This is a genomic window from Streptomyces sp. A1136 (assembly GCF_004795055.1).
Taxonomy (GTDB): Bacteria; Actinomycetota; Actinomycetes; order Streptomycetales; family Streptomycetaceae; genus Streptomyces.
The window spans coordinates 1-26,636 of the sequence record NZ_SSBJ01000046.1 but is presented as its reverse complement, the minus strand read 5'-3'; the positions used below and the strand labels follow the sequence as shown (position 1 = coordinate 26,636).

General features: G+C 70.2%; 21 protein-coding genes and 1 tRNA gene. 19 read left to right on the top strand and 3 right to left on the bottom strand.

The window, feature by feature from the left end:
• The first annotated feature begins 17 nt into the window (after nucleotides 1-17).
• The 5 genes from E6R62_RS31820 (at nucleotide 18) to clpX (ending at nucleotide 4,768) form a co-directional block, all read left to right on the top strand.
• A tRNA-Pro gene (locus E6R62_RS31820) sits at nucleotides 18-94 on the top strand.
• Nucleotides 95-305: 211 nt separating this feature from the next.
• Nucleotides 306-1,700, top strand: coding sequence for a trigger factor (gene tig / locus E6R62_RS31815; protein WP_136216949.1), 1,395 nt, complete (start codon nucleotides 306-308; stop codon nucleotides 1,698-1,700).
• A gap of 287 nt (nucleotides 1,701-1,987) precedes the next feature.
• Nucleotides 1,988-2,605, top strand: a complete 618-nt coding sequence (locus tag E6R62_RS31810) for an ATP-dependent Clp protease proteolytic subunit (RefSeq protein ID WP_136216948.1) — start codon at nucleotides 1,988-1,990, stop codon at nucleotides 2,603-2,605.
• Between the two features lie 48 nt (nucleotides 2,606-2,653).
• Complete coding sequence (locus tag E6R62_RS31805; RefSeq protein WP_136216947.1) at nucleotides 2,654-3,328, top strand: ATP-dependent Clp protease proteolytic subunit; 675 nt, start codon at nucleotides 2,654-2,656, stop codon at nucleotides 3,326-3,328.
• Nucleotides 3,329-3,481: 153 nt separating this feature from the next.
• A complete protein-coding gene (gene clpX / locus E6R62_RS31800; protein ID WP_008738998.1) occupies nucleotides 3,482-4,768 on the top strand; it encodes an ATP-dependent Clp protease ATP-binding subunit ClpX in 1,287 nt (428 codons plus the stop codon).
• 66 nt (nucleotides 4,769-4,834) lie between these two features.
• On the opposite strand, the gene E6R62_RS31795 is transcribed toward clpX, so the two are convergent.
• Together E6R62_RS31795 and E6R62_RS31790 are read right to left on the bottom strand one after the other, a co-directional pair.
• Nucleotides 4,835-5,791 carry a hypothetical protein gene (locus tag E6R62_RS31795; RefSeq protein ID WP_136216946.1) on the bottom strand — a complete coding sequence of 319 codons (957 nt, stop codon included), beginning with the start codon at nucleotides 5,789-5,791 and terminating at the stop codon, nucleotides 4,835-4,837.
• Between the two features lie 93 nt (nucleotides 5,792-5,884).
• Nucleotides 5,885-6,526: a hypothetical protein gene (locus E6R62_RS31790; RefSeq protein WP_136216945.1), complete on the bottom strand. Its 642-nt coding sequence runs from the start codon at nucleotides 6,524-6,526 to the stop codon at nucleotides 5,885-5,887.
• Nucleotides 6,527-6,623: 97 nt separating this feature from the next.
• Here E6R62_RS31790 and E6R62_RS31785 point away from each other — a divergent pair, with 97 nt between their 5' ends.
• Nucleotides 6,624-9,245 (top strand): valine--tRNA ligase, encoded by a 2,622-nt coding sequence (locus E6R62_RS31785; protein WP_136216944.1) that lies wholly within the window; start codon nucleotides 6,624-6,626, stop codon nucleotides 9,243-9,245.
• 153 nt (nucleotides 9,246-9,398) lie between these two features.
• Nucleotides 9,399-10,547 (top strand): sensor histidine kinase, encoded by a 1,149-nt coding sequence (locus E6R62_RS31780; protein ID WP_136216943.1) that lies wholly within the window; start codon nucleotides 9,399-9,401, stop codon nucleotides 10,545-10,547.
• 50 nt (nucleotides 10,548-10,597) lie between these two features.
• On the opposite strand, the gene E6R62_RS31775 is transcribed toward E6R62_RS31780, so the two are convergent.
• Nucleotides 10,598-11,647: a rod shape-determining protein gene (locus tag E6R62_RS31775; RefSeq protein WP_136216942.1), complete on the bottom strand. Its 1,050-nt coding sequence runs from the start codon at nucleotides 11,645-11,647 to the stop codon at nucleotides 10,598-10,600.
• Nucleotides 11,648-11,765: 118 nt separating this feature from the next.
• On the opposite strand from E6R62_RS31775, the gene E6R62_RS31770 reads away from it, so the two are divergent.
• From E6R62_RS31770 to E6R62_RS31715, 12 genes are all read left to right on the top strand, one after another.
• Complete coding sequence (locus E6R62_RS31770; protein WP_136216941.1) at nucleotides 11,766-13,313, top strand: folylpolyglutamate synthase/dihydrofolate synthase family protein; 1,548 nt, start codon at nucleotides 11,766-11,768, stop codon at nucleotides 13,311-13,313.
• A 3-nt stretch (nucleotides 13,314-13,316) separates the two neighbouring features.
• The gene (locus E6R62_RS31765) at nucleotides 13,317-13,667 is read left to right on the top strand and encodes a DUF4233 domain-containing protein (protein WP_136216940.1); all 351 of its coding nucleotides are present in this window, start codon (nucleotides 13,317-13,319) and stop codon (nucleotides 13,665-13,667) included.
• 62 nt (nucleotides 13,668-13,729) lie between these two features.
• Complete coding sequence (gene ndk / locus E6R62_RS31760; RefSeq protein ID WP_136216939.1) at nucleotides 13,730-14,140, top strand: nucleoside-diphosphate kinase; 411 nt, start codon at nucleotides 13,730-13,732, stop codon at nucleotides 14,138-14,140.
• Nucleotides 14,141-14,469: 329 nt separating this feature from the next.
• The gene (locus tag E6R62_RS31755) at nucleotides 14,470-15,489 is read left to right on the top strand and encodes a rod shape-determining protein (RefSeq protein ID WP_008738981.1); all 1,020 of its coding nucleotides are present in this window, start codon (nucleotides 14,470-14,472) and stop codon (nucleotides 15,487-15,489) included.
• Between the two features lie 167 nt (nucleotides 15,490-15,656).
• A complete protein-coding gene (mreC, locus tag E6R62_RS31750; protein WP_136216938.1) occupies nucleotides 15,657-16,601 on the top strand; it encodes a rod shape-determining protein MreC in 945 nt (314 codons plus the stop codon).
• 13 nt (nucleotides 16,602-16,614) lie between these two features.
• A complete protein-coding gene (gene mreD, locus E6R62_RS31745) occupies nucleotides 16,615-17,310 on the top strand; it encodes a rod shape-determining protein MreD (protein WP_136216937.1) in 696 nt (231 codons plus the stop codon).
• Between the two features lie 13 nt (nucleotides 17,311-17,323).
• Nucleotides 17,324-19,498 carry a penicillin-binding protein 2 gene (gene mrdA / locus E6R62_RS31740; protein WP_136216936.1) on the top strand — a complete coding sequence of 725 codons (2,175 nt, stop codon included), beginning with the start codon at nucleotides 17,324-17,326 and terminating at the stop codon, nucleotides 19,496-19,498.
• A 7-nt stretch (nucleotides 19,499-19,505) separates the two neighbouring features.
• Nucleotides 19,506-20,708, top strand: a complete 1,203-nt coding sequence (gene rodA, locus E6R62_RS31735; protein WP_136216935.1) for a rod shape-determining protein RodA — start codon at nucleotides 19,506-19,508, stop codon at nucleotides 20,706-20,708.
• Nucleotides 20,709-20,779: 71 nt separating this feature from the next.
• Complete coding sequence (locus tag E6R62_RS31730) at nucleotides 20,780-22,384, top strand: CYTH and CHAD domain-containing protein (RefSeq protein WP_136216934.1); 1,605 nt, start codon at nucleotides 20,780-20,782, stop codon at nucleotides 22,382-22,384.
• Between the two features lie 74 nt (nucleotides 22,385-22,458).
• Nucleotides 22,459-24,384 carry a TIGR03960 family B12-binding radical SAM protein gene (locus tag E6R62_RS31725; RefSeq protein ID WP_206308906.1) on the top strand — a complete coding sequence of 642 codons (1,926 nt, stop codon included), beginning with the start codon at nucleotides 22,459-22,461 and terminating at the stop codon, nucleotides 24,382-24,384.
• Between the two features lie 105 nt (nucleotides 24,385-24,489).
• Nucleotides 24,490-25,335 (top strand): hypothetical protein, encoded by an 846-nt coding sequence (locus E6R62_RS31720; RefSeq protein WP_136216932.1) that lies wholly within the window; start codon nucleotides 24,490-24,492, stop codon nucleotides 25,333-25,335.
• A 126-nt stretch (nucleotides 25,336-25,461) separates the two neighbouring features.
• A complete protein-coding gene (locus E6R62_RS31715) occupies nucleotides 25,462-26,241 on the top strand; it encodes a TIGR03936 family radical SAM-associated protein (RefSeq protein WP_136216976.1) in 780 nt (259 codons plus the stop codon).
• Nucleotides 26,242-26,636: the final 395 nt, after the last annotated feature.

The following is a 26,636-nucleotide window of genomic DNA, read 5'->3' as shown; positions in this document are numbered from 1 at the left end:
CCTACGTGTCGCACCGACGGGGTGTGGCGCAGCTTGGTAGCGCGTCCGCTTTGGGAGCGGAAGGTCGTCGGTTCGAATCCGGCCACCCCGACCAGTAGCACCTTCTCCACGCAGTGTCCCGGGGCGTCGTCCCCGGGCCCTCTCGCCGAAGATCGCCGCGGTGATCGCGTTGTGGGCTGATTGCCGCTTGCGGTTACTATGCAAGCTGCGTGCCCGTGTGTCTGATGCCGGGCCGAATCCGCCGAACCGCTGAATCACAGCGTGACGGCAGAACCCCCAGCAGTCAGCCACAAGGAGACCGAACCGTGAAGAGCGCCGTGGAGACCCTGAACCCGACTCGGGTTCGGCTCACTGTTGAGGTGCCCTTCGAGGAGCTCAAGGACAGCCTCGACGCGGCCTACAAGAAGATCAACCAGCAGGTCACGGTGAAGGGCTTCCGCAAGGGCAAGATCCCGGCCCGCGTCATCGACCAGCGCTTCGGCCGCGGTGCGGTGCTGGAGGAGGCCGTCAACGACGCCCTCCCGAAGTTCTACACCGAGGCGGTCAACGAGGCCGACCTGAACCCGCTGGGCCAGCCCGAGGTCGACATCACGGAGCTGAAGGACGGCGAGCTGCTGACCTTCACCGCCGAGGTGGACGTCCGCCCCGAGATCGAGATCCCGGACTACTCCGGCATCGAGGTCACCGTGGACGCCGTCGAGGTCACCGACGAGGACGTCGAGAAGTCGGTCGAGCAGCTGCGCGACCGTTTCGCGTCCACGAAGGACGTCGAGCGCGCCGCCCAGGACGGCGACGTCGTCACCATCGACCTGGAGGCCAAGGTCGAGGGCGAGGTGCTGGAGGACGGCGTCGCCCAGGACGTCTCCTACACCATCGGCTCGGGTGAGCTCCTCGACGGCATCGACGAGGCCGTCAAGGGCCTGGAGGCCGGTGGCGAGGCCACCTTCACCTCCCAGCTCAAGGGCGGCTCCGCCGAGGGCAAGGACGCCGAGGTCACCGTCAAGGTCACCAAGGTCTCCGCTCGCGAGCTGCCGGAGCTGGACGACGAGTTCGCGCAGATGGCGAGCGAGTTCGACACCCTCGAAGAGCTCAAGGCGGACAGCCGCAAGCGCCTCGAGAACATGAAGCAGTACGACCAGGCCACCCAGGCCCAGGAGCGCGTCCTGGAGAAGTTCCTGGAGCTCGCGGAGATCCCCGTTCCCGAGAAGCTGCTCGCGGACGAGGTCCAGACCCGCAAGCACAACCTGGAGCACCACCAGCTCGGCCAGATGGGTCTGAACCTGGAGAAGTTCCTGGAGATCCAGGGCAAGACGGTCGAGGAGTTCGACGCCGAGACCTCCGAGCAGGCCGTCAAGGGCATCAAGACCCAGTTCCTGCTGGACGCCCTGGTCAACAAGGAGAAGCTGGGCGTCAACCAGGAGGAGCTCACCGAGCACCTCATGCGCCGCGCGCAGTCCTCCGGCATGTCCCCCGACCAGTTCGCCCAGGCCGTCGTCGAGGGCGGCCAGGTCCCGATGCTGGTCGGCGAGGTCGCCCGCGGCAAGGCCCTCGCGGTCGTCGTCGAGGCCGCCAAGGTCGTCGACACCAACGGTGAGGTCGTGGACCTCTCCGACGACGAGGACGAGGTCGAGACGGCCGCCGAGACGGTCGAGGCGGCCGTCGAGGCCGACGCCGAGACCGAGGGCGACGAGGCCAAGTAACGCCCCCGGGCGGGCCCCAGGTCCCGCCCACCCGGCAGTGCCCCGGAGGGCCCGGACGCGACTGCGTCCGGGCCCTCCGTCGTACCGCGCGAAGGGCCCCGGACCTTGCGCTCCGAGCGAACAGTTCGGGAAGCGGGATGGCGTTGTCCGACCTGCGCGTTAGGGTCCATGAATACGAGGGCACGGGAGTACCCGACGCCGGCGGACATCGTTCGCACCGGCTGGTCCGCGCCCCAGAACGAGACGCTGAGACGGCATGTGGCCGTCGGAGACGAGCAGGTGGATACGTGACGAATCTGAAGCCTTACGCCGCGGGTGAGCCGTCCATCGGTGGTGGCCTCGGCGACCATGTCTACAACCGGCTGCTCAGCGAGCGCATCATCTTCCTCGGTCAGCAGGTCGACGACGACATCGCCAACAAGATCACCGCGCAGCTCCTCCTCCTGGCCGCCGAGCCGGAGAAGGACATCTACCTGTACATCAACAGCCCCGGCGGCTCGGTGACGGCCGGCATGGCGGTCTACGACACCATGCAGTACATCAAGAACGACATCGTCACCATCGGCATGGGCATGGCGGCCTCCATGGGCCAGTTCCTGCTCACCGGCGGTACGGCCGGCAAGCGCTTCGCGCTGCCGAACACCGACATCCTGATGCACCAGGGCTCCGCCGGCATCGGTGGCACCGCCTCGGACATCAAGATCCAGGCCCAGTACCTGCTGCGCACCAAGCAGCGGATGGCCGAGATCACCGCTCACCACTCCGGCCAGACCGTGGAGGCCATCATCCGCGACGGCGACCGCGACCGCTGGTTCACGGCGGAGGAGGCCAAGGAGTACGGCCTCATCGACGAGATCATCTCCGCCGCGTCCCTGGTCCCCGGCGGTGGCGGCACCGGGGCCTGATCCCCGGCCCCGCACCAGGCAAGCTCCCGCCCGCAGAACGCCACCAGGATGGTGAACACCCAGATGCACATGAACAACCTCTCTCCCGCGAGCGGCCTCTACACCGGCCCTCAGGTGGACAACCGGTACGTGATCCCGCGTTTCGTCGAGCGCACCTCGCAGGGTGTGCGCGAGTACGACCCGTACGCGAAGCTCTTCGAGGAGCGCATCATCTTCCTCGGCGTGCAGATTGACGACGCGTCGGCCAACGACGTCATGGCGCAGCTGCTGTGCCTGGAGTCGATGGACCCGGACCGCGACATCTCCATCTACATCAACAGCCCCGGTGGCTCCTTCACCGCGCTGACGGCGATCTACGACACGATGCAGTTCGTGAAGCCGGACATCTCGACGGTCTGCATGGGCCAGGCGGCCTCCGCCGCCGCCGTCCTGCTCGCCGCCGGTACCCCCGGCAAGCGTCTGGCCCTGCCCAACGCCCGTGTCCTGATCCACCAGCCGTCCGGCGGCACCGGTCGTGAGCAGCTCTCCGACCTGGAGATCGCGGCCAACGAGATCCTGCGCATGCGCGACCAGCTGGAGACCATGCTGGCCAAGCACTCGACCACGCCGATCGAGAAGATCCGCGACGACATCGAGCGCGACAAGATCCTCACTGCCGAGGACGCACTCGCGTACGGCCTGATCGACCAGGTCGTCTCCACCCGCAAGAGCACCGCGGTCTGATCCTTGCCGCGAGTTGGCGTGGTCACGCTGTCGCATTCGGCGATGTGAACCACGTCAAGGGGGCCCCGTTCGGGGCCCCCGGCAAGGTACCGTCGGATATGAGGCACCAGGAGCGCTGAACCAGGCGTCTCCCAGGCGAAGGGGAAGCACCTCGTGGCACGCATCGGTGACGGCGGCGATCTGCTCAAGTGCTCGTTCTGCGGAAAGAGCCAGAAGCAGGTGAAGAAGCTCATCGCAGGACCCGGTGTGTACATCTGCGACGAGTGCATCGACCTCTGCAACGAGATCATCGAAGAGGAACTCGCGGAGACCTCCGAGGTCCGGTGGGAAGAACTCCCCAAGCCCCGTGAGATCTACGAGTTCCTGGAGAGCTACGTCGTCGGCCAGGAGCCGGCGAAGAAGGCGCTCTCCGTCGCGGTCTACAACCACTACAAGCGGGTCCAGGCCGGCGAGAACGGCGGCGCGCAGGGCCGGGACGACGCGATCGAGCTCGCGAAGTCCAACATCCTGCTGCTCGGCCCCACCGGCTCGGGCAAGACCCTGCTGGCCCAGACGTTGGCCCGGATGCTGAACGTCCCGTTCGCCATCGCCGACGCGACGGCGCTGACGGAAGCCGGTTACGTCGGCGAGGACGTCGAGAACATCCTGCTCAAGCTGATCCAGGCGGCCGACTACGACGTCAAGAAGGCCGAGACCGGGATCATCTACATCGACGAGATCGACAAGGTCGCCCGCAAGAGCGAGAACCCCTCGATCACGCGCGACGTGAGCGGCGAGGGCGTCCAGCAGGCGCTGCTGAAGATCCTGGAGGGCACGACGGCCTCCGTCCCGCCGCAGGGCGGCCGCAAGCACCCGCACCAGGAGTTCATCCAGATCGACACGACGAACGTGCTCTTCATCGTGGGCGGCGCCTTCGCCGGCCTGGAGAAGATCATCGAGTCGCGTGCGGGCGCCAAGGGCATCGGCTTCGCGGCCACCATCCGCTCGAAGCGCGAGATCGAGGCGAGCAACCAGTTCCAGGAGGTCATGCCGGAGGACCTGGTGAAGTTCGGGATGATCCCCGAGTTCATCGGTCGTCTCCCCGTGATCACCTCGGTCCACAACCTGGACCGCGAGGCGCTGCTCCAGATCCTGATCGAGCCGCGCAACGCGCTGGTGAAGCAGTACCAGCGGCTGTTCGAACTGGACGGTGTCGAGCTGGACTTCGAGCGCGAGGCGCTGGAGGCCATCGCGGACCAGGCGATCCTCCGCCAGACGGGCGCGCGCGGCCTGCGCGCCATCATGGAAGAGGTCCTGATGTCGGTGATGTACGAGGTCCCGTCCCGCAAGGACGTGGCCCGCGTCGTCATCACCGCCGATGTGGTCCGCTCCAACGTCAACCCGACGCTGGTCCCGCGCATCGTCCCGAAGGACCAGGGCCCGCAGGAGAAGTCGGCCTAGCCGCAACGGACATACGCGAAGGGGCGCCCCGGTCCACCGGGGCGCCCCTTCGCGTATGCGCCGGCGTCAGGCCTTGGTGCGCGAGGTGTTGTAGAGCTTGGCGACCAGCTGGGACAGCTCGTCCTGGGTGCCGCTGCTGCCGCCCATGGCGACGGCGGCAGCGTCGATCACGTTGACCGCGACGACGGTGGAGTGGTCTCCCCAAGCGCACTGGGGAATCGTGACCGAGCTGGGTTCGCCGGGCTTGGTGGGCTTGAGGGCGGTCGCCTTGAGGTCGGCGCACTTCATCACGGCGCCCTTGAAGCCCGCCGGGGTGTAGGCCTTCGGAGTGCCGACCACTTCGTATTTGAAACCGAGCGCCGCGGTGTCCTTGTTGCTCGCGCTGATGTTGGCGAAGTAGGCGTCCACGGACTTCTCCGGTGAGCCGACGTCACCCCACATGCCGTTGGCGTTCAGTACCTTGCCCTTGCCGCCGGGGCTGTTGGCGTACGAGGCGGTCGCGTTGTGCGGGTTCATGACCCCGAGTGCCTCGGCCTTCGTCTTCCCCTCTCCCTGCAGAGGGGCGTTCGGGTCCGGTGCGCCGGCCTTCTGCGGCTGCAACTGGTAGGCGTCCACCGACGCCGGGAAGGCCAGCTTGTAGCCCTTCGTGTCCGCCGCCACCGTGCCCGAGGCGCCGCCGCCCTTGGTGAAGTACCAGCCGGCGCCCGCGATCACGCCGAGGACCACCAGGACCGCGATCACCGCGCCCGCCTTGGACTTCTTCGGCGGCTGCTGCGGGGGCATCCCGCCGTACGGGGGCTGCGGCGGCATGCCCGGCTGCTGGTAGCCGTAGGCCGGCTGCGGGGGCTGCTGGGGGTAGCCCGGCTGCTGGGGGTAGGCCGGCGGCGGGGCCTGCTGCGGGTAGCCGTAGCCGGGCTGCGGCGCGGGCTGGCCGTACGGGGGAGCGGGCTGCGGCGGCGGGCCCCCGTACGGTCCCGGCTGCTGCGGCTGCTGACCATACGGTCCCGGCTGGTTGTAACTCATGACCCGCGTCCCCCTTTAGGAACTTCTTATGTTGGTCATATCTTGGCCGAGGTTCCCGCAGGCCCGGGCTCCGGGGCCCCAGGCGTTACCGAACTACGACGCCCGGACCTCCATCACGCCCCGCAACGCCCGGGTCTGCTCCGCGAGCGCGGCGATCGCGACCGGCTCGTTCTCCACCGGGACGGTGACCGTGACGAGCGAGCTGTGGTCCGCCCACATGCACACCGGGAGCGTGCCGGCGTCGATGCGGACCGTGCCGCAGCTCATGGCGGCGCCCTCCGGCGTCCCGGCCGGCTTGGGGACCGTGTCCGCCGCCCCCATGTCGTGGAGGCCGCGGGTCAGCACCGAGCCGGGGTCCCGGTCGTCGAATCGGCCGGCCGCCCCGCTGACCACCAGCCGCGCGGTGCCCGACCCGTCGGCGTAGACCACGGCGACCTGCTCGGTGCCCGGCTTCCGCGGGCCCTGCCCCAGCTTGATCGCGTCGACGCGCGGCCCGGAGTCCTGGAGCGTCAGGCCCTGGAAGGAGGCGGGCGGCGTCAGCCGGTACCGTCCGGCGTCGGACGGGCCGCCGTCGAGGACCGCGCTCACGGCCACCTTGCCGGCGATCACGCCCACGACCGCCCCCAGTGCCACCCCGACCTTGACGAGCACCCGCTTCTTCGGCGGGACGTTGGGGACGGACGCGTAGGGATGTACCGAAGGGGCCGCGGCGGGCTGCCCGGTGATCTCGTTCATGCGCACAGTGAGACCGATCCGTCATGCCCCGGTCAAGGCGGGCCGGAGGGTGGAACGGATTCGTAACCGGGGCGGGGCCGCCCGTATCCTGTGGTGCGTGACCGAGAACACGCAGACACCCAGCAGCCCCAACTCCGAACTGCCGACCCAGTACGCGCCGGCCGAGGTAGAGGGGAAGCTCTACGAGCGCTGGGTAGAGCGTGGGTACTTCGAGGCGGACGAGAAGAGCGAGAAGCCTCCGTACGCCATCGTCATCCCGCCGCCGAACGTCACCGGAAGCCTCCACCTGGGGCACGCCTTCGAGCACACGCTGATCGACGCCCTCACCCGCCGCAAGCGCATGCAGGGCTACGAGACGCTGTGGCAGCCCGGCATGGACCACGCGGGCATCGCCACCCAGAACGTCGTCGAGCGCGAGCTGGCCAAGGAGGGCAAGTCCCGTCACGACCTCGGCCGTGAGGCGTTCGTCGAGCGCGTCTGGCAGTGGAAGGGCGAGTCCGGCGGTCAGATCTCCGGCCAGATGCGCCGTCTGGGCGACGGGGTCGACTGGTCGCGAGAGCGCTTCACGATGGACGAGGGCCTGTCGGAGGCCGTCCAGACGATCTTCAAGAAGCTCTACGACGACGAGCTGATCTACCGCGCCGAGCGGATCATCAACTGGTGCCCGCGCTGCCTGACGGCGATCTCCGACATCGAGGTCGAGTACCAGGACGACGACGGCGAGCTCGTCTCCATCCGCTACGGCGAGGGCGACGCCTCCATCGTCGTCGCGACGACCCGCGCCGAGACGATGCTCGGTGACACGGCCGTCGCCGTCCACCCGGACGACGAGCGCTACAAGCACATGGTCGGCACCGAGATCGAGCTGCCGTTGACCGGCCGGCGCATCCCGGTCGTGGCCGACGAGCACGTCGACCCCGAGTTCGGGACCGGCGCCGTCAAGGTGACCCCGGCGCACGACCCGAACGACTTCGAGATCGGCCAGCGCCACGGCCTGGCGAACCTCGCGGTCATGGACGAGCACGCCGTCATCACGGCCCACGGCCCCTTCCAGGGCCTGGACCGCCTGGAGGCCCGTTCCGCCATCGTCGCCGCGCTGCGCGCCGACGGCCGGATCGTCGCCGAGAAGCGCCCGTACTCCCACTCCGTGGGCCACTGCTCGCGCTGCAAGACCACCATCGAGCCGCGTCTGTCGATGCAGTGGTGGGTCAAGGTCGGTCCGCTCGCCAAGGCCGCCGGTGACGCGGTCCGCGACGGCAAGGTCAAGATCCACCCGCAGGAGATGGAGAAGCGCTACTTCGACTGGGTCGACAACCTGCACGACTGGTGCATCTCGCGCCAGCTCTGGTGGGGCCACCGCATCCCGGTCTGGTACGGCCCGAACGGCGAGGTCGTCTGCGTCGGTCCGGACGAGCAGCCGCCCGCCGGCGAGGGCTGGACCCAGGACACCGACGTCCTCGACACCTGGTTCTCCTCCGGCCTGTGGCCCTTCTCCACCCTCGGCTGGCCCCGCCAGACCGAGAGCCTGGCGAAGTTCTACCCGAACTCCGTCCTGGTCACCGGCTACGACATCCTCTTCTTCTGGGTCGCCCGGATGATGATGTTCGGCATCTACGCGATGGACGGCACCCCGCCGTTCCACACCATCGCCCTGCACGGCATGGTCCGCGACCAGTTCGGCAAGAAGATGTCGAAGTCCTTCGGCAACGCGGTCAACCCGCTGGACTGGATGGACGAGTACGGCTCCGACGCCGTCCGCTTCACCCTGGCCCGCGGCGCCAACCCGGGCGTCGACGTCCCGATCGGCGAGGACTGGGTCCAGGCCTCCCGCAACTTCGCCAACAAGATCTGGAACGCCACGCGCTTCGCGCTGATGAACGGCGCCACCATCGAGGGCCCGCTGCCGACCCCCGAGGAGATGTCGGCGACCGACCGCTGGATCCTGTCCCGGCTCAACAAGACCGTGGCCGAGGTCGACGCGTTCTACGAGGACTACCAGTTCTCGAAGCTGTCGGACTCGCTCTACCACTTCGCGTGGGACGAGGTCTTCAGCTGGTACGTCGAGCTCTCGAAGACGACGTTCTTCGCGGGCGGCGAGCAGGCCGGGGTCTCCGGCCGGGTCCTCGGCGAGGTCCTCGACGTCATGCTGCGCCTGCTGCACCCGGTGGTCCCCTTCGTCACCGAGACGCTGTGGACGACGCTGACCGGCCGCGAGTCCCTCGTCATCGCCGAGTGGCCGAAGGACAGCGGTTTCCGCGACGAGGCCGCCGAGGCCGAGGTCGCGACCGTCCAGGCGGTCGTCACCGAGGTCCGCCGCTTCCGCAAGGAGCAGGGGCTCCAGGACGGTCAGAAGGTCCCGGCCCGCCTGGACCTGACCGGTACGGCGCTCGCCGCGCACGAGGCGGCCATCCGCCAGCTGCTGCGCCTCCAGCCGGAGGGCGAGGAGTTCCACGCCACCGCCACCCTGCCCGTCGCCGGGGCCACCGTCGCCCTCGACCTGTCGGGGACCATCGACGTGGCGGCCGAGCGCAAGCGCCTCACCAAGGACCTCGGCGCCGCCGAGAAGGAGAAGCAGCAGGCCGAGGCGAAGCTCGGGAACGAGGCGTTCATCGCCAAGGCGCCCGACAACGTCGTGGACAAGATCAAGGGCCGTCTCGCCAAGGCCGAGGCGGACATCGCCCGCATCCAGGCCCAGCTGGACGGGCTCCCGGCAGCGTAGCCGCCGGGCCCCCTTCGGGGTTGGCCGCCAAGGCCCCCGCACCGTCCGCCGGTGCGGGGGCCTTCGCCGTACGTGCCCGGAGTGCGGCATCTCACCCCCGCGCCCCCGCGACCCCGATCCGATCGCCTGAGCCGACCACGCATGATGGGGGGCATGCACGTCAAGCCCGTCGCCTCGGCGCTCCACCGGGTCGTGTCCGCCGGTCGCCGGGTCGCCGAGGGTCGGGCCGGGTCACCGCGGGCCCTGGACGTCCTGACGGCGCTGGGCTGCCTCGCTCTGATGGCGCTGGACCTGCCGGGACTCGCCGCCGCCGACCATTCCCCGAACGGTCCGGCCGCCGCCGCCGTCCTCACCGCGGGCTGCGCGAGCCTGCTGGTACGGCGCCGGCTGCCCTGGGTCGCCTACCTCACCGCGCTGCTGTTCATCGGCTGGCTGCACGAGCTGACGCTGATCCAGTTCGCCCTGTACTCCGTCGGCCGCTATCGGGGCCGCCGGGCCGGAATCCTCGCCACCACCGGCTACGTGGCCTTCGCGCTCGCCGTGTTCAGCCTGCCGGGTTGGCCCGAACCGAGGGCGGAGACCCTCAGCGCCTTCCTCAGCCTGGTCGTGCCGATCGGGGTGCTCGCCTCCGCCGTCGGCATCGCCGCCTACCGGCACGACCTCGTGCGCGAACTCGACACGCGCCGGGCGGAGTCCGCCGTACTCGAAGCCGTCCGGGACGAGCGGACCTCCGTCGCCCGCGACGTCCACGACTTCGTCGGCCGGGAGTTGACCCTGCTGACGGTGCGTTCGGAGGTGCTGGCGGTGCGGGCCCGCGAGAGCGAGTACGCGAAGGAGTTCGAGGAGCTCGCCGACACGGCGCGCCGTGCCCACCTCGTGCTCAACGAGATCATCGTGCAGCGCGGGGAGCGGGCGGCGACCCCGGGGGTGGACGGGCTGGAAGAACTCGCCCGACGGAGCGGGCAAGCGGGCTCGCCCGTACGGCTGGTGATCGAGCCTCAGGCGCGGGACGTGTCGCCGCTGCGCCAGGCGGCGGTCTACCGGGTGGTGCAGGAGTGCCTGACCAACGCCGCCAAGCACGCCCGGGGCGAGACCATCGAGGTGTCGGTCACGGTCGACGGACGGTGTCTGCGCATCCGCGTGGCCAACGCGCTCCCCGACCGGACCCCGGCGCGCGCGCCCGTCTCGGCCGGCTCGGGGACGGCGAGCATGGCCGAACGCGTCCACAGCCTGGGCGGGACCCTGACGGCGGCCCGCACCGAGGACGCGTACGTCGTCGAGGCGACCCTGCCGCGCGGGTAGGAGCGGGGCCGGCCACGCTCCTACTCCCGCGCCTGTTCCTTCGCCTCCCCCTACGCCTTCGCCGGGGCGAGCACGCTGCCGAGCGTGTCCATGTCCTCCACACAGCGGCCCGAGCCGAGCACCACGCAGTTCAGCGGCGCGTCCGCCACAAACACCGGGATGCCGGTCGCGGAGGCGATCCGCAGGTCCAGCCCGGGCAGCAGCGCCCCGCCGCCCGTCAGGACGATGCCGCGCTCCATCACGTCACCGGACAGCTCGGGCGGGCACTCCTCCAAGGTGGTGCGCACGGCGGCGATGATCGCCTCCACCGGCTCGTCGAGGGCGGCCCGCACGTCGAGTGCGGTCAGCTCCAGCGTCTTCGGCATGCCGCCGACCTTCTCGCGCCCGCGCACGGTGTGGGTGCGGCCCTCCAACTCCGGCAGGCCCGGGACCGGCCAGGCCGAGCCGATGGCGACCTTGACGTCCTCGGCGGTGCGCTCGCCGATGAGCAGCGCGTGTTCCTTGCGCACGTGGTCGGTGATCGCGGCGTCCATCCGGTCGCCGCCGACCCGCAGCGACCGCGAGGTGACGATGCCGCCCAGCGAGATGACGGCGACCTCCGAGGTGCCGCCGCCGATGTCCACCACCATCGAGCCGCGCGCCTCGGACACCGGCAGCCCCGCCCCGATCGCCGCCGCCATCGGTTCCTCGATCAGGTGGACGGACTTGGCCCCGGCCCGGGTGGAGGCCTGGATGATCGCCCGCCGCTCGACCGGGGTGACGCCCGACGGCACGCAGATCACCATCCGGGTGCGTGGCCGGCGACCGGGGACCGCCTTGCGCACGAAGTGCCGGATCATCTCCTCGGCGGCCTCGAAGTCGCAGATCACGCCGTCCCTGAGCGGGCGGATCGCGGTGATGGAACCCGGGGTGCGGCCGAGGGTCTCCTTGGCTTCCGTCCCGACGGCCAGGGCCGTCGTCGTACCGGTCCTGACCGCCACCACGGACGGCTCATCGAGGACGATCCCGTGTCCCCGGGCGTAGACGAGGGTGTTCGCGGTTCCCAGGTCGATCGCTATGTCACGGCCGGACGTCGTCTTGTCGGTGCTGGTCTGCGGCATTCGTTCCCCTCTCTGCTGCCCGCAAGGCTTGCATAACGAAACGGTCGCGATGGCAGCCGAAGGTCCCGAAACGGCCGGGCCGAAGGTCCCCCCGCCCCTCGTCCGTAGACTGGTCCCCGTGAGTGAGCAGCAGCCCGACAGCCACGGCCCCGACGACCTCGGCCGACCCTTCGACGCGAGCGACGCGACCGACGAGTTCGACCGGATCGTCGCGGAAGAGTCCGACCGCGACCCCGACCTGGCGGTGATCGAGGCCGGCAGCCGCACCCTGCGCGCACACGGCGGAGCGCCGCGGGAGGAGCAGGTGCCCGCCGTGCCCGCCGACCCGGAGGTGGCCAAGGCGCTCCAGGAGGTGGAGCAGGAGCTGGCCGGCCGCTGGGGCGAGACCAAGCTGGAGCCGTCCGTCTCGCGCATCGCCGCGCTGATGGACGTCCTCGGCGAGCCGCAGCGCGCGTACCCCTCGATCCACATCACCGGCACCAACGGCAAGACCAGCACCGCCCGTATGGTCGAGGCCCTGCTGAACGCCTTCGACCTGCGCACCGGCCGCTACACCAGCCCGCACGTGCAGTCGATCACCGAGCGGATCAGCCTGGACGGGGCGCCGATCAGCGCCGAGCGTTTCGTCGAGACCTACCACGACATCAAGCCCTACGTGGAGATGGTCGACGCCGCCGAGGAGTACCGGCTCTCCTTCTTCGAGGTGCTCACCGGGATGGCCTACGCGGCCTTCGCGGACGCGCCCGTCGACGCCGCGGTGGTCGAGGTCGGCATGGGCGGCTCCTGGGACGCGACCAACGTGATCGACGGCGCGGTGGCCGTGATCACCCCGATCAGCCTGGACCACACGGACCGGCTCGGCTCCACGCCGGCCGAGATCGCCCAGGAGAAGGGCGGCGTCATCAAGCAGGGCGCGACCGTGATCCTGGCCCAGCAGCCGGTGGACGCGGCGCAGGTGCTCCTGAAGAAGGCCGTCGAGGTCGACGCGACCGTGGCCCGCGAGGGCATGGAGTTCGGGGTCGTCTCCCGGGAGGTGGCGGTCGGCGGCCAGATGCTGACCCTGCGCGGCGTGGGCGGCGAGTACGACGGCATCTTCCTTCCCCTGTACGGCGCCCACATGGCCCACAACGCGGCGGTGGCGCTGGCCGCGGTCGAGGCGTTCTTCGGCGTCGGCGGCGAGCACGCGCGGGAGCTGGACGCCGACACCGTCCGTCGGGCCTTCGCCTCGGTGACCTCGCCGGGCCGCATGGAGGTCGTCCGGCGCAGCCCGACCGTGGTCCTGGACGCCGCGCACAACCCGGCGGGGGCGCGGGTGACCGCGGAGGCGGTCACCGAGGCGTTCGGGTTCAGCCGACTGATCGGCGTCGTGGGCGCGAGCGAGGGCAAGGACGTCAAGGGGGTCTTCGAGGCCTTCGAGCCGATCTTCGCGGAGGTCGTCGTCACGGAGAACACCAGCCACCGGGCGATCTCGGCCGACGAACTCGCCGCCATCGCGGTGGAGGTCTTCGGGCCGGACCGGGTGCAGGTGGAGCCGCGGCTGGACGACGCGCTGGAGGCGGCCATCACCCTGGCGGAGGAAGAGGCCGAATACGGTGGGGCCGGGGTCCTGGTGACCGGCTCCGTGATCACGGTGGGCGAGGCCCGCCTCCTGCTGAAGAGGGGTTGAGGAATGCGCACGCTGTGTGCTTCGACGCTGATCGGCGAGTTCTTCGTGATCGGTTTCGCGGGTCTGGTGGCGATGAAGGACCCGGAGCTGACCCAGGCGACCGTGTGGACGGTGTGCGGCATCGCGATGCTGCTGTCCGTGCTGCTGTGCGGGATGCTGTCGCGCCCCGGCGCGGTCGGGCTCGGCTGGGCCCTGCAGATCGGGCTGGTCCTCAGCGGGTTCGTCGTCCCGACCATGTTCTTCCTCGGAGCGGTCTTCGCCGGCCTGTGGTGGTGCTCCGTGCACTACGGGCGCAAGGTCGACGCCGCGAAGGCCCGCTGGGCGGCGCAGAACGAGGCGCCGGCCGAGGCGTAACCCGCCCCGGGGCCCCCTGTAGCCTCGTCGGACCGCACCCGTATGTCGCAAGGAGTTACCACATGACCCAGCGCACGCTCGTCATCCTCAAGCCCGACGCCGTCCGTCGTGGCCTGATCGGCGAGATCATCGGCCGGATCGAGCGGAAGGCCGGCTGGACCGTTCCCGCGCTGGAGCTGCGCACGCTGGACCAGGAGACCCTGGAGACCCACTACGGCGAGCACAAGGGCAAGCCCTTCTACGAGCCCCTCATGGGCTTCATGGCGAGCGGGCCGGTCGTCGTCCTCGTCGTCGAGGGCGAACGCGTGATCGAGGGCGTCCGACAGCTGGCGGGCCCCACCGACCCGATCGCCGCGGCGCCCGGCTCCATTCGGGGTGACTTCGGCACCATCACCCGGGAGAACCTCATCCACGCCTCGGATTCCGAGGCGTCGGCGGAGCGCGAGCTGAAGCTCTTCTTCCCCGCTCTCTGAGCCGAAGCGGAACCCGCGACGCGCCGCGCGAGCACCCGTCGCCCCGACGCGGCATCAGCCAAACAGCGCTCATGACCTGGGGCGACCGAAGTAATTTCGGTCGCCCTTCGGTATGACGGGCGGCGAGCGGGAACGCATGTGCAGGACACGACGTCACCACTAAGGGGGCGGGTATCCGTTCCGGCGGGATTGCCGGAGTCCCGTCGCGCGATGTCCGTACCCGCGGCACTACGATGGGGCCTCCACCCACACACCCACCTCGCCGACCTGACAGCAGCCGCTATCAACTGGAAGGCCAGACGCTCCTCATGGGGAACAAGGGGAACAACATGTCGTTCATCGGCCGTGACATGGCGATCGACCTCGGGACCGCCAACACGCTGGTGTACGTGAGGGGCCGGGGGATCGTCCTGAACGAGCCGTCCGTGGTCGCCATCAACACGAACACCGGTGGAATCCTGGCGGTCGGCTCCGAGGCGAAGAAGATGATCGGCCGGACGCCCGGCAACATCGTCGCCGTACGGCCCCTCAAGGACGGCGTGATCGCCGACTTCGAGATCACCGAGCGCATGCTCCGGTACTTCATCCTCAAGATCCACAAGCGCCGCTACCTGGCTCGTCCGCGCGTCGTGGTCTGCGTCCCCTCCGGCATCACCGGAGTGGAGCGCCGCGCCGTCATCGAGGCGTCCACCCAGGCCGGCGCCCGTCAGGTACACATCATCGAGGAGCCGATGGCCGCCGCCATCGGCTCGGGCCTGCCCGTCCACGAGGCCACCGGCAACATGGTCGTGGACATCGGCGGCGGCACCACCGAGGTCGCCGTCATCTCCCTCGGCGGAATCGTCACGGCACAGTCCATCCGGGTGGCCGGCGACGAGTTGGACAACGCGATCATCCAGCACATCAAGAAGGAGTACTCGCTCCTCCTCGGTGAACGCACCGCCGAACAGATCAAGATCACGATCGGGTCGGCGTACGACCTCGACAAGGACGAGCACACCGAGATCCGGGGTCGCGACCTCGTCTCCGGCCTGCCGAAGACGGTCGTCATCTCCGCCGCCGAGGTGCGCAAGGCCATCGAGGAACCGGTCAACGCCATCGTGGACGCGGTGAAGACCACCCTCGACAAGTGCCCGCCGGAACTCTCCGGCGACATCATGGACCGAGGCATCGTCCTCACCGGCGGCGGCGCCCTGTTGCGCGGACTCGACGAGCGGCTGCGCCGCGAGACGGGCATGCCGATCCACATCGCCGAGGACCCCCTCGACTCCGTGGCACTCGGTTCCGGCAAGTGCGTCGAGGAGTTCGAAGCACTCCAGCAGGTCTTGGACGCCCAGCCCCGGCGTTGATCGAAATCCCCGTATCGGGGCATGTGGAACACAAGGATCCGCCGTACGGGTGCTACCGCGCCTGTGCGGCGGATCGTTGATATACAGGCACAGTCCGGTGCGAGCCCCGGCTCCGTCGGAGCGGCTCCGGCACCGCGAATACCTACGAGGAAGGCACGCCGCCGCACGTGAGGGACACACGAGAGAGCCGGCTGCTCCTGGTGCTTCTGATCGCCATCGCGTTCGCATTGATCACGGTGGACATCAGGGCGGGCGAGGAGTCACCGGTCGACGGCGCCCGGCAGGCCGCCGCGGCGGCCTTCGGCCCCGTGGAGAAGGGCGTCGCGACCGCGGTCGACCCGGTCGCCCACGCCATAGGCGCCGTACGGGACTCCGACGAGCGCCACAACCGGATCAAGACGCTCGAACGCGAGAACACCGCGCTGAAGGCGAAGCTGGGCAGCGACGACCAGACCCGCAGCCGGATCCACGAACTCGACCAGATGCTCAAGCGGGCGGGCGCCGGACAGTACGGCATCAAGGGCGCCGAGGTCATCGGGATAGGAGCGGCCCAGGGCTTCTCCTGGACCGTCACCATCGACGCCGGCAGCAAGGACGGCATCGAGCGCGACATGACCGTCCTCAACGGCGACGGCCTCGTCGGCCGCGTCACGACCGTCGGCCCCGACACGTCCACCGTGGTCCTCGCCAACGACCCCGACTTCACCGTGGGCACCCGCCTGGAGAAGACCGGGGAACTCGGCTTCGCCACCGGCCAGGGCGACCGCGCCCTTTCGGTGCAGATGCTGAACGGCAAGGCCAAGATCGCCCCGGGGGACCGGCTCGTCACCTTCGGCTCGCGCGGCAACAAGCCCTTCGTGCCGGGCGTCCCCATCGGCGAGGTGGTCAAGGTCGACCCCTCGCGCGGCGACCTCACCCGCACCGTGTGGGTGCGTCCGTTCGTCGGCTTCTCGCGCCTGGACATCGTCGGTGTCGTGGTGATGCCGCCGCGCGAGGACCCGCGCGACGCCGTCCTGCCGCCCAAGCCCGAAGTGAAGCCCACCCCGACCGTCACCGTCACCGTGACCCCGTCGGCGTCCGCCAGTGCCCCCGCCAAGCCGGCCGACGAGTAGGAGCCGACCGCCCATGCGCTTCAACCGGATGCTGCTCTCCGCCACGCTGATCGTGGTCGCACTCGTCATCCAGGTCACCGTCCTCGGCCGGCTGCAACTCCCCGGCGCCGTACCCGACCTGCTCCTGCTCACCGTGGTCGCCCTCGCCCTGGTCTACGGGCACCTCAGCGGGGCCTTCGTCGGCTTCGGCGCGGGCCTCCTCGCGGACCTCGCGCCGCCCGCCGACCACGCCGCCGGCCGGTACGCCCTCGTGCTCTGCGTCGTCGGCTACGTCGTCGGCCTGGCCCGCCCCGACAACGGGCGCTTCCGCTCGGCCTGGGGGCCGCTGACGGCCGTCGTGGCCGCCGCGATCGGCTCCACCCTGCTCTACGCGGGCGTCGGCGCCCTGGTCGGCGACACGGCCGCCCGACACGTCGGTCTCACCGAACTGCTGTTCACCGCCATGCTCTACGACCTGCTGCTCGCGCCCTTCACCGTGCCGCTCGTCATGGCGCTCGCCCGCCGTGCCGAGAACGACCCGTTGGCCGTCGAAGCGGGCGGCGGACCCCCCAAGGGCAAGGACCTGTCCTCCGGCTGGCTCGCCGGCGGAACAGGGCTGCGGATCGGCAGCCAGCGCGGCGGGCTGCGGCTGAAGACCGCGCGGGGACGCGCGAACCGGGCCGGCCGCATAAAGGGCGTCAAAGGCGTGAAGAGCGTCAGGAAGCTGTGACGGGGGACCAGGCGTGACCAACATTCCGGAGACCGGCCGCACCCCCCGGGTGCAGATCCGGCTCGTCATCATCCAGGTACTCGTCTTCTCGCTGCTGTTCACACTCGGCGGCCGCCTCTGGTACCTCCAGATCCGCAACGGCTCCGAGTACGCCGACGAGGCCAAGAACAACCACGTCCAACAGGTCGTCCAACCCGCCGTGCGCGGCTCGATCCTGGACGACCGCGGGGTGCCGCTCGCCGACAACGAGACCCGCCTGGTCGTCTCCGCCAGCCGCACCGAGCTGATGAAGATAAAGGACAAGGGCAAAGGCGTCCTCACCCGGCTCGCCGACGTACTGGACATGAAGCCGCAGGACGTCATGGACAAGGTCCGGCTCTGCGACTCCAAGACCCCGCAGCCCTGCTGGAACGGTTCCCCCTACCAGCCGATCCCGGTCACCCTGGAAGCCACCACCCAACAGGCCCTCCAGATCCGCGAACGCCCCGAGGACTTCCCCGGCATCACCGCCGAACCCACCGCCGTGCGCCGCTACCCGGCCCCCGGCGGCGCCAACACCGGCCAGGTGCTCGGCTACCTCTCCCCGGTCACCGACGACGAGATCCAGAAGGCGAAGAACACCAACTCGCCGTTCCTGCGCTCCGACCAGGTCGGCCGCTTCGGCCTGGAGCGCACCTACGACAAGGAACTGCGCGGCAAGTCCGGCGTCACCCGCTACGAGGTCGACAACCTCGGCCGGGTCATCGGCGAGGCCAAGAACGACCCGGCCGTCCCCGGCGCGCACGTCGTCACCAGCATCGATGCCCGGGTCCAGGCCGTCGCCGAGTACGAGCTGAACAACGCGATGGTCCAGGCGCGCAAGGAGATCGACCGCAACACCGGCGTCCCCTACAAGGCCGACGCCGGCGCCATCGTCGTCCTGGAGGCCAAGACCGGCCGCGTCGTCGCCATGGCCTCCAACCCCACCTACGACCCGAACGTCTGGGTCGGCGGGATCTCCGGCAAGGACTACGCCAAGCTCACCTCCAAGGAATCCAACGTCCCGCTGATGAACCGGGCGATCCAGGGCCAGGCCGCCCCCGGCTCCATCTTCAAGGTCATCCCGACCACCGCCGCGGTCAACGCCGGGTACAAGTTCGACGGCAGCTACCCCTGCCCCAGCTCGTACTCCATCGGCGGCCAGGTCTTCAAGAACTTCGAGTCCCAGGGCCACGGATCGATCACCCTCGGCCAGGCCCTCGAAGTCTCCTGCGACACCGTCTTCTACGGCCTCGCCCACCAGCAGTGGCTCAAGGACGGCGGGCTCAAGCCCGTCAAGCAGCCCGGCGACATCTTCTTCAAGGCCGCCCACCAGTTCGGCCTCGGCGCCGAGACCGGCGTGGACCTCCCGGGCGAGGAGAAGGGCCGCGTCCCCGACCGCCAGTGGAAGCAGCGCTTCTGGGCGGCCAACAAGGACCAGTGGTGCAAGACCGGCAAGAAGGGCGGCACCTACATCGAGCTGCTCAACTACGAGAACTGCCTCGAAGGCAACATCCTGCGCGCCGGTGACGCCGTCAACTACTCCATCGGACAGGGCGACACCCTCGTCACCCCCATCCAGATGGCCACCATCTACGCCGCCATCTCCAACGGCGGCACCATGTGGAACCCGACCATCGGCAAGGCCATCGTCAGCGCCGACGGCAAGAGCGTCCAGGAGATCCAGCCCAAGGCGCACGGCAAGCTCCCCATGGACGAGAAGACCAGGCAGCAGATAGGAGAAGCGCTGGAGGGCGTCGCCACCCGCGGTACGGCCGCCTGGCGCTTCGGCGGCTGGCCGCAGAAGCAGATCCCGATGCACGCCAAGACCGGTACCGCAGAGGTCTACGGCAAGCAGACGACCTCCTGGTTCGCCACGTACACCGACGACTACGCGATCGTCATGACGATCTCCCAGGGCGGCACCGGCTCCGGCGCGTCCGGACCCGCCGTGCGCAACGTCTACAACGCCATCTACGGCCTCGACATGGCCGGCAAGCAGGACCTGTCGAAGGCCCTGCTGCCCAAGCCGCAGGCGACGCTGCCGACCATCCAGCCGGACGGCTCCATCGACGCCCCCGAGATCAAGCCGTACGTGCCGCCGTCCCCGGAGGACGCGCCACCCGCCCTCGCGGGACCGCCGGCTCCGCCCGTCGCGAAGCAGGACTGAGGACCCGATGCAGACCGCGAACAAGTTCTCCGTCTCCCGCTACGCGCCCCGGCAGCGCGGGACGCTGACCAGGCTCACCGCACGAGACTCGGTACTGCGCCGGCTCGACTGGCCGATACTGCTCTCCGCGATCGCGCTGTCCTTCATCGGCTCACTGCTGGTGTGGTCGGCCACCCGCAACCGCACCCACCTGAACCAGGGCGACCCGTACTACTTCCTGGAACGGCACGCCCTGAACACCGGGATCGGCATGGTGCTGATGATCGGTACCGTCTGGCTCGGCCACCGCACCCTGCGGGGGGCGGTGCCGATCCTGTACGGGCTCTCGCTCGTGCTCGTCCTCGCCGTGCTCACCCCGCTCGGCGCGACCATCAACGGCGCCCACGCCTGGATCGTGATCGGCGGCGGGTTCTCCCTCCAGCCCTCCGAGTTCGTGAAGATCACGATCATCCTGGGCATGGCGATGCTGCTGGCGGCCCGGGTGGACGCCGGTGACCTGGAACACCCCGATCACCGCACCGTCGTGAAGGCCTTGTGCCTGGCCGCCGCCCCCATGGGCATCGTCATGCTGATGCCCGACCTCGGCTCGGTCATGGTCATGGTCGTGATCGTGCTCGGAGTGCTGCTCGCCTCCGGCGCCTCCAACCGCTGGGTGCTGGGCCTGATGAGCGCGGGAGCGGCCGGCGCGGTCCTGATCTGGCAGCTCGGCATCCTGGACGAGTACCAGATCAACCGTTTCGCGGCCTTCGCCAACCCCGAGCTCGACCCGGCGGGCGTCGGCTACAACACCAACCAGGCGCGGATCGCGATCGGCTCCGGCGGACTGACCGGCTCGGGGCTCTTCAAGGGCTCCCAGACCACCGGCCAGTTCGTGCCCGAGCAGCAGACCGACTTCGTCTTCACGGTGGCGGGGGAGGAGCTGGGCTTCATCGGGGCCGGACTGATACTGGTCCTGCTCGGCGTGGTGCTGTGGCGCGCCTGCCTGATCGCCCGGGAGACCACGGAGCTGTACGGCACGATCGTGTGCGCCGGGATCATCGCCTGGTTCGCCTTCCAGGCCTTCGAGAACATCGGGATGACCCTGGGCATCATGCCGGTGGCGGGCCTGCCGCTGCCGTTCGTGTCCTACGGAGGGTCGTCGATGTTCGCCGTGTGGGTGGCGGTGGGGCTGTTGCAGTCGATCAGGGTCCAGCGGCCGATATCGGCCTGATCCGGCCGATCGGCGGGGCGACCCGTGGCCTTCCGTTCACGTCGTGATCCGTTCAGGACTACGTTCGAAGCATGGCGGACACGAAGCGAGAGATCGAACGGAAATTCGAGTTCACTTCGGCCACGGGGAAGGCCGCTGGTGAAGCCCCCGGAAAGACGGCGGGAAAGGCCGCGGGGAAGAGCGCGGGGAAGGCGGCGGGGAAGGCCGCGAAGAAACGGTTGCCGGACCTGACGGGCACGGCCGCGATCACGGCCGTGCGCCGCCGGGGCACCGCGACGCTCGACGCCGTCTACTACGACACCCCCGACCTGCGCCTCGCCGCCGACGGCCTGACCCTGCGCCGCCGGACCGGCGGCGCGGACGAGGGCTGGCACCTCAAACTGCCCGTCGCCCCGGGCGTCCGCGACGAGCTCACGGCCCCGCTCGGCGACGACACCGTCCCCCGGTCCCTCGCCTCCCTCCTGCGCTCCAGGACCCGCGAGGCCGAACTCGTGCCGCAGGTACGGCTCGTCTCCCGGCGCAAGGTCACCCACCTCCTCGACGCCGAGGGCGCCCTGCTGGCCGAACTGAGCACCGACACCGTCACCGCCGAGCGCGGCCGGGCCGGCGCAGCCTGGACCGAGGTCGAGGTCGAACTCGCCGACGGGGTCGACCCGAAGCTGCTCGACGCGGTCGAGAAGACCTTCCGCAAGGCCGGCCTCAAGGTCAGCGACGCCCCCTCCAAACTGGCCCGCGCGCTCGCGGAGACGGGCGCCACCCCGCCCGCCCGCCCCGCACCCGGCCCCGCCGACGACACCGCGGGCGGCCACGTCCTCGCGTACCTGCGCGAACAGCGCGAGGCCCTCATCGCCCACGACCCCGCCGTACGCCGTGAGCTGCCCGACTCCGTCCACCAGATGCGCGTCGCCACCCGCCGCCTGCGCAGCGCCCTCGCCACCTACCGCACGGTGCTCGACCGGACGGCCACCGAACCGCTGCGCGCCGAACTGCGCTGGCTGGCCGCCGAACTCGGAGCCGACCGCGACCAGGAAGTCCTGCGCGACCGACTGCGCACCCGGCTCGACGAGGTCGACGTCACCCTCCTGCTCGGCCCCGTCCGCGCCCGCCTGCGCGTCTGGGACACCGCCCGCAGCGCCGAGACCCGCCTGCGGGTGCTCGCCGCGCTCGACAGCGAGCGGTACCTCGACCTCCTGGACTCCCTCGACGCGCTGCTCGCCGCCCCGCCGCTGCGCAAGGCCGCGTCCCGCCCGGCGGCGAAGGTCCTGGCCAAGGCGGTACGACGCGACCACGACCGGCTCGCCCGCAGGGTCCGACGCGCCCTCGCCGCGAGCGCCGGCCACGAGCGGGACCTGGCCCTGCACGAGGCCCGCAAGGCGGCCAAACGCGCCCGCTACGCCGCCGACGCCGCCGCCCCCGCGATCGGCAAACCCGCCGAGCGCCTCGCCAAGGCCACCAAGAAGGTGCAGACCCTGCTCGGCGACCACCAGGACAGCGTCGTCGCCCGGGACGCCCTGCGCGCACTGGCCGTCCAGGCGGCCGGCGCCGGAGAGACCTCCTTCACCTGGGGCCTGCTGCACGGCCGCGAGGAAGCGCTCGCGGAGCGCTACGAACGGGAGCTGCCGCGGGTGTGGGCGAAGACCTCCCGCAGGGGCGCCGCCTTCGCCCGCGGTCGGTGATCACAGCGGCGGGGGGCGACCGAGCCGCGCGGTACGCTTGAGAGTCGCCCCCCTGCCCGCTTCACGAAAGTCGCGTGATGTCCGAGTCGGTCTTCCCACAGCTCGAAGCGCTGCTCCCGCATGTGCAGAAGCCCATCCAGTACGTGGGTGGTGAGCTCAACTCCACCGTCAAGGTCTGGGACGAGTGCGACGTCCGCTGGGCGCTGATGTACCCGGACGCGTACGAGGTCGGTCTGCCCAACCAGGGCGTCATGATCCTCTACGAGGTACTGAACGAACGGGAGGGCGTGCTCGCCGAGCGCACCTACAGCGTGTGGCCGGACCTTGAGGAACTGATGCGCGAGCACCAGGTCCCCCAGTTCACCGTCGACTCCCACCGCCCCGTCGGTGACTTCGACGTCTTCGGGCTCTCCTTCTCCACCGAGCTCGGCTACACCAACATGCTGACGGCCCTGGACCTCGCGGGCATCCCGCTGGAGGCCCGCAACCGTACGGTCGACCACCCCATCGTGCTCGCCGGCGGCCACGCGGCCTTCAACCCCGAGCCGATCGCTGAGTTCATCGACTGCGCGGTCATCGGTGACGGCGAGCAGGCCGTCCTCGACATGACCGAGATCATCCGCACCTGGAAGGCCGAGGGCCGCCCGGGCGGGCGCGAGGAAGTCCTCCTGCGGCTGGCCAAGACCGGCCAGGTCTACGTCCCCGGCTTCTACGACGTCGACTACCTGCCGGACGGCCGCATCGCGCGCGTGGCCCCGAACCGGTCGGGCGTCCCGTACCGGGTCTCCAAGCACACGGTCATGGACCTCGACGAGTGGCCGTACCCCAAGCAGCCGCTGGTCCCGCTCGCCGAGACCGTCCACGAGCGGATGTCCGTCGAGATCTTCCGCGGCTGCACCCGCGGCTGCCGTTTCTGCCAGGCCGGCATGATCACGCGCCCCGTGCGGGAGCGAAGCATCACCGGCATCGGCGAGATGGTCGAGAAGGGTCTCAAGGCCACCGGCTTCGAGGAGGTCGGCCTCCTGTCGCTGTCCTCCGCGGACCACACCGAGATCGCGGACATCGCCAAGGGCCTCGCGGACCGTTACTCGGACGACAAGGTGGGGCTGTCCCTGCCGTCGACCCGCGTGGACGCGTTCAACGTGGACCTGGCCAACGAGCTGACCCGCAACGGCCGCCGCTCCGGACTGACCTTCGCCCCCGAAGGCGGCTCCGAGCGGATGCGCAAGGTCATCAACAAGATGGTCTCGGAAGAGGACCTGATCCGTACCGTCGCCACCGCGTACGGCAACGGCTGGCGCCAGGTGAAGCTGTACTTCATGTGCGGCCTGCCGACCGAGACCGACGAGGACGTCCTCCAGATCGGCGACATGGCGGTCAACGTCATCGCCAAGGGCCGCGAGGTCTCCGGCCAGAACGACATCCGCTGCACGGTGTCGATCGGCGGTTTCGTGCCGAAGCCGCACACCCCCTTCCAGTGGGCCCCGCAGCTGTCGGCGGAGGAGACGGACGCCCGCCTGACGAAGCTGCGCGACAAGATCCGCGGAGACAAGAAGTACGGCCGCTCCATCGGCTTCCGCTACCACGACGGCAAGCCCGGCATCGTCGAGGGCCTCCTCTCCCGCGGCGACCGCCGCATCGGCGACGTCATCCGCGCGGTCTACGAATCGGGCGGCCGCTTCGACGGCTGGCGCGAGCACTTCTCCTACGACCGCTGGATGCAGGCGGCGGAGAAGACCCTGCCGGCCTACGGCGTGGACGTGGCCTGGTACACCACCCGCGAGCGCACCTACGAGGAGGTCCTCCCCTGGGACCACCTCGACTCCGGCCTGGACAAGGACTGGCTCTGGGAGGACTGGCAGGACGCCCTCGACGAGACCGAGGTCGAGGACTGCCGCTGGACGCCGTGCTTCGACTGCGGCGTGTGCCCCCAGATGGACACGGCCATACAAATCGGCCCCACCGGCAAGAAGCTGCTCCCGCTCACGGTCGTGAAGTGACCTGAGCCCGCGCTCTTCGGCGTGCCCCCCACCCGATCCGGTGGGGGGCACGTTCATCGGGCCCTTCGCCGCAACGGTCGGAGGGTTTCGCGTGTCCTTACAGGTATGGAACTCGACAAGCGGCAGCACGCGGAGCCCGGCGACGGTTGCCTGGTGGGGGTCGTCCGGGTGCCCGTCAAGATCGTGGCGCTGATCGTCGTACTGCCCGTACGGGTGGTGTGGGATCTGCTCGTCGCCTTCGGGCGGGGCGTGCGACGGCATGTGCTGCGGCCCCTTTTCGTGTACGTCCTCCGGCCGGTGCTGCGCGGCGTCGCGTGGGCGCTGACCGTGCTGCTCAAGCTGGTGTTCGTCTGGCCGTGGGTCGGGTTGTGGCGGTTCCTGCTGGAGCCGGTGTACCGCCATGTGCTCGCTCCGGGCGGCCGGTTGCTGTACGAGCACCTGCTCCGTCCGCTAGGGAGGGCGTTCTCCCGGATCGGCCGGGGCCTGCTGTGGCTGGGCGGCGTCCTCTACCGGTACGCGCTCACCCCCGTCGGGCACGCGTGCGCGTGGACCGCAGCGGTGCTGTGGCGGTACCTGCTGCGGCCCGTCGCGCTCGGGGCGTACCGGTATGTGCTCGCGCCGCTCGGCCGGGCGCTCGTCTGGGCTTGGCGCGTCGCCGGCCTGGTCGTACGGACGGTGTGGCGGGCGTTCCGGCTGATCGGGTGGGTGCTTTTGGGATGGCCCCTGTCGCGGGTGTACCGGCATGTGCTGACACCGGTCGGACATGTCGTGCGAGAGGTGTGGCGCACCGTCCGCGCCACCGTCCGCGAGGTCCGGGCCGACGTGCGGAAGGTGCTGTTCGGGGGCCCCGGCCGGGAACCGGGGAGGTCACGGGCGCGTACTCTGGGTAGTACGACAGCCGTGGGCGACACGCCCGCCCGCGAGACCCCCCTGCGCGCGCCGCAGGGGTGAGCCGCCGGGCGGAGAGTGGCCCGCCGCTCACCAGACCTCAGGGCGACGCGCGAGCCGCGGAGCCCCGCACAAGGAGAAGAACCACTGGGCAAGCGACAGCCCGAAGGCCCGCCTCCCGCACCGGTGGTGCAGCGCATCCGACTGCGCTACACCAAGCGCGGCCGCCTCCGGTTCACCAGCCACCGGGACTTCCAGCGTGCCTTCGAGCGGGCCCTGCGCCGCTCCGAGGTGCCCATGGCGTACTCGGCCGGCTTCACCCCGCACCCCAGGGTCTCGTACGCGAACGCCGCGCCCACCGGCACCGGCAGCGAAGCCGAGTACCTGGAGATCGCCCTCGCCGAGCCCCGCGACCCCGCGACGCTCCGCGAGTTGCTCGACGAGTCGATGCCGGTCGGACTCGACATCGTCGACGCCGTCGAGGCCCGGACCTCCGGGCTGGCCGAGCGGCTCACGGCCTCCGTGTGGGAGCTGCGCCTGGACGGCGTGGACCTCGCGGACGCCGAACGGGCCGTGACCGCCTTCCTCGCCGCCGATACCGTCGAGGTCCAGCGCCGCACCAAGAACGGCATGAGGACCTTCGACACCCGAAGCGCGGTGGTCAGCCTCGAAGCGCATCCCGCTCCGGTTGATAGGCCACTGGACAATGCCTGTGCGATACTGCGGCTGGTTGTTCGGCATCTGACACCTGCCGTGCGACCCGACGACGTCCTGTCCGGTCTCCGAGCTGTGGCCGACCTGGCGCCGCCGGTCCCCGCAGCGGTGACCAGGCTGGCGCAGGGGCTCTTCGACGAGGAGTCCGGCACGGTGACCGACCCGCTCGCGCCCGACCGCGAGGCTGACACGGCCGCCCCATCCACGGCCGCCGTAGCAGCCGACGCGAAGGCTCTGGAAGGTCCCGCCGCGTAAGGAACGCCGTCGTCGCGCCGCCCTGGCACCCGGGAGCCAACCGGGTCGGGCAGCGCACAGACCTGAAGACTTCCGCCAGGCCGTACCGACAACGCGTACGGAACCGGCGGCCACGAACTGAGCTCCCGTGTGGCGAACGCGCCCCGGAGGCCGGCTCCACGCCCATCGCGCGAAGCCGTGCCGGACCGGATGTCAGCCGCGGCGCCCGGGAGCGTGACGGGAGAACCGCCCGCATGCTCGACAACGAGACCGAGAACACCAACCCCACCGCCGCCGGCAACGCCGACAGCGCGACCCCGAGCGACAGCCTGCCGCCGCGCAGGCGTCGTCGTGCCGCGTCCCGGCCCGCCGGCCCGCCCGGCGCCACTGCCGCCGAGGCCGCTCCGGCCGCCGCC

Excerpts from the sequence above, each read along its gene's own strand:
- E6R62_RS31775 (WP_136216942.1), bottom strand. The coding sequence starts at position 11,647 with ATGCCGCAGACCAGCACCGACAAGACGACGTCCGGCCGTGACATAGCG.
- mreD (WP_136216937.1), top strand. The coding sequence starts at position 16,615 with ATGCGCTTCAACCGGATGCTGCTCTCCGCCACGCTGATCGTGGTCGCA.
- rodA (WP_136216935.1), top strand. The coding sequence starts at position 19,506 with ATGCAGACCGCGAACAAGTTCTCCGTCTCCCGCTACGCGCCCCGGCAG.
- E6R62_RS31805 (WP_136216947.1), top strand. The coding sequence starts at position 2,654 with ATGGTGAACACCCAGATGCACATGAACAACCTCTCTCCCGCGAGCGGC.
- E6R62_RS31765 (WP_136216940.1), top strand. The coding sequence starts at position 13,317 with ATGCGCACGCTGTGTGCTTCGACGCTGATCGGCGAGTTCTTCGTGATC.
- E6R62_RS31720 (WP_136216932.1), top strand. The coding sequence starts at position 24,490 with ATGGAACTCGACAAGCGGCAGCACGCGGAGCCCGGCGACGGTTGCCTG.
- E6R62_RS31730 (WP_136216934.1), top strand. The coding sequence starts at position 20,780 with ATGGCGGACACGAAGCGAGAGATCGAACGGAAATTCGAGTTCACTTCG.
- E6R62_RS31790 (WP_136216945.1), bottom strand. The coding sequence starts at position 6,526 with ATGAACGAGATCACCGGGCAGCCCGCCGCGGCCCCTTCGGTACATCCC.
- E6R62_RS31795 (WP_136216946.1), bottom strand. The coding sequence starts at position 5,791 with ATGAGTTACAACCAGCCGGGACCGTATGGTCAGCAGCCGCAGCAGCCG.
- E6R62_RS31780 (WP_136216943.1), top strand. The coding sequence starts at position 9,399 with ATGCACGTCAAGCCCGTCGCCTCGGCGCTCCACCGGGTCGTGTCCGCC.
- E6R62_RS31755 (WP_008738981.1), top strand. The coding sequence starts at position 14,470 with ATGTCGTTCATCGGCCGTGACATGGCGATCGACCTCGGGACCGCCAAC.
- ndk (WP_136216939.1), top strand. The coding sequence starts at position 13,730 with ATGACCCAGCGCACGCTCGTCATCCTCAAGCCCGACGCCGTCCGTCGT.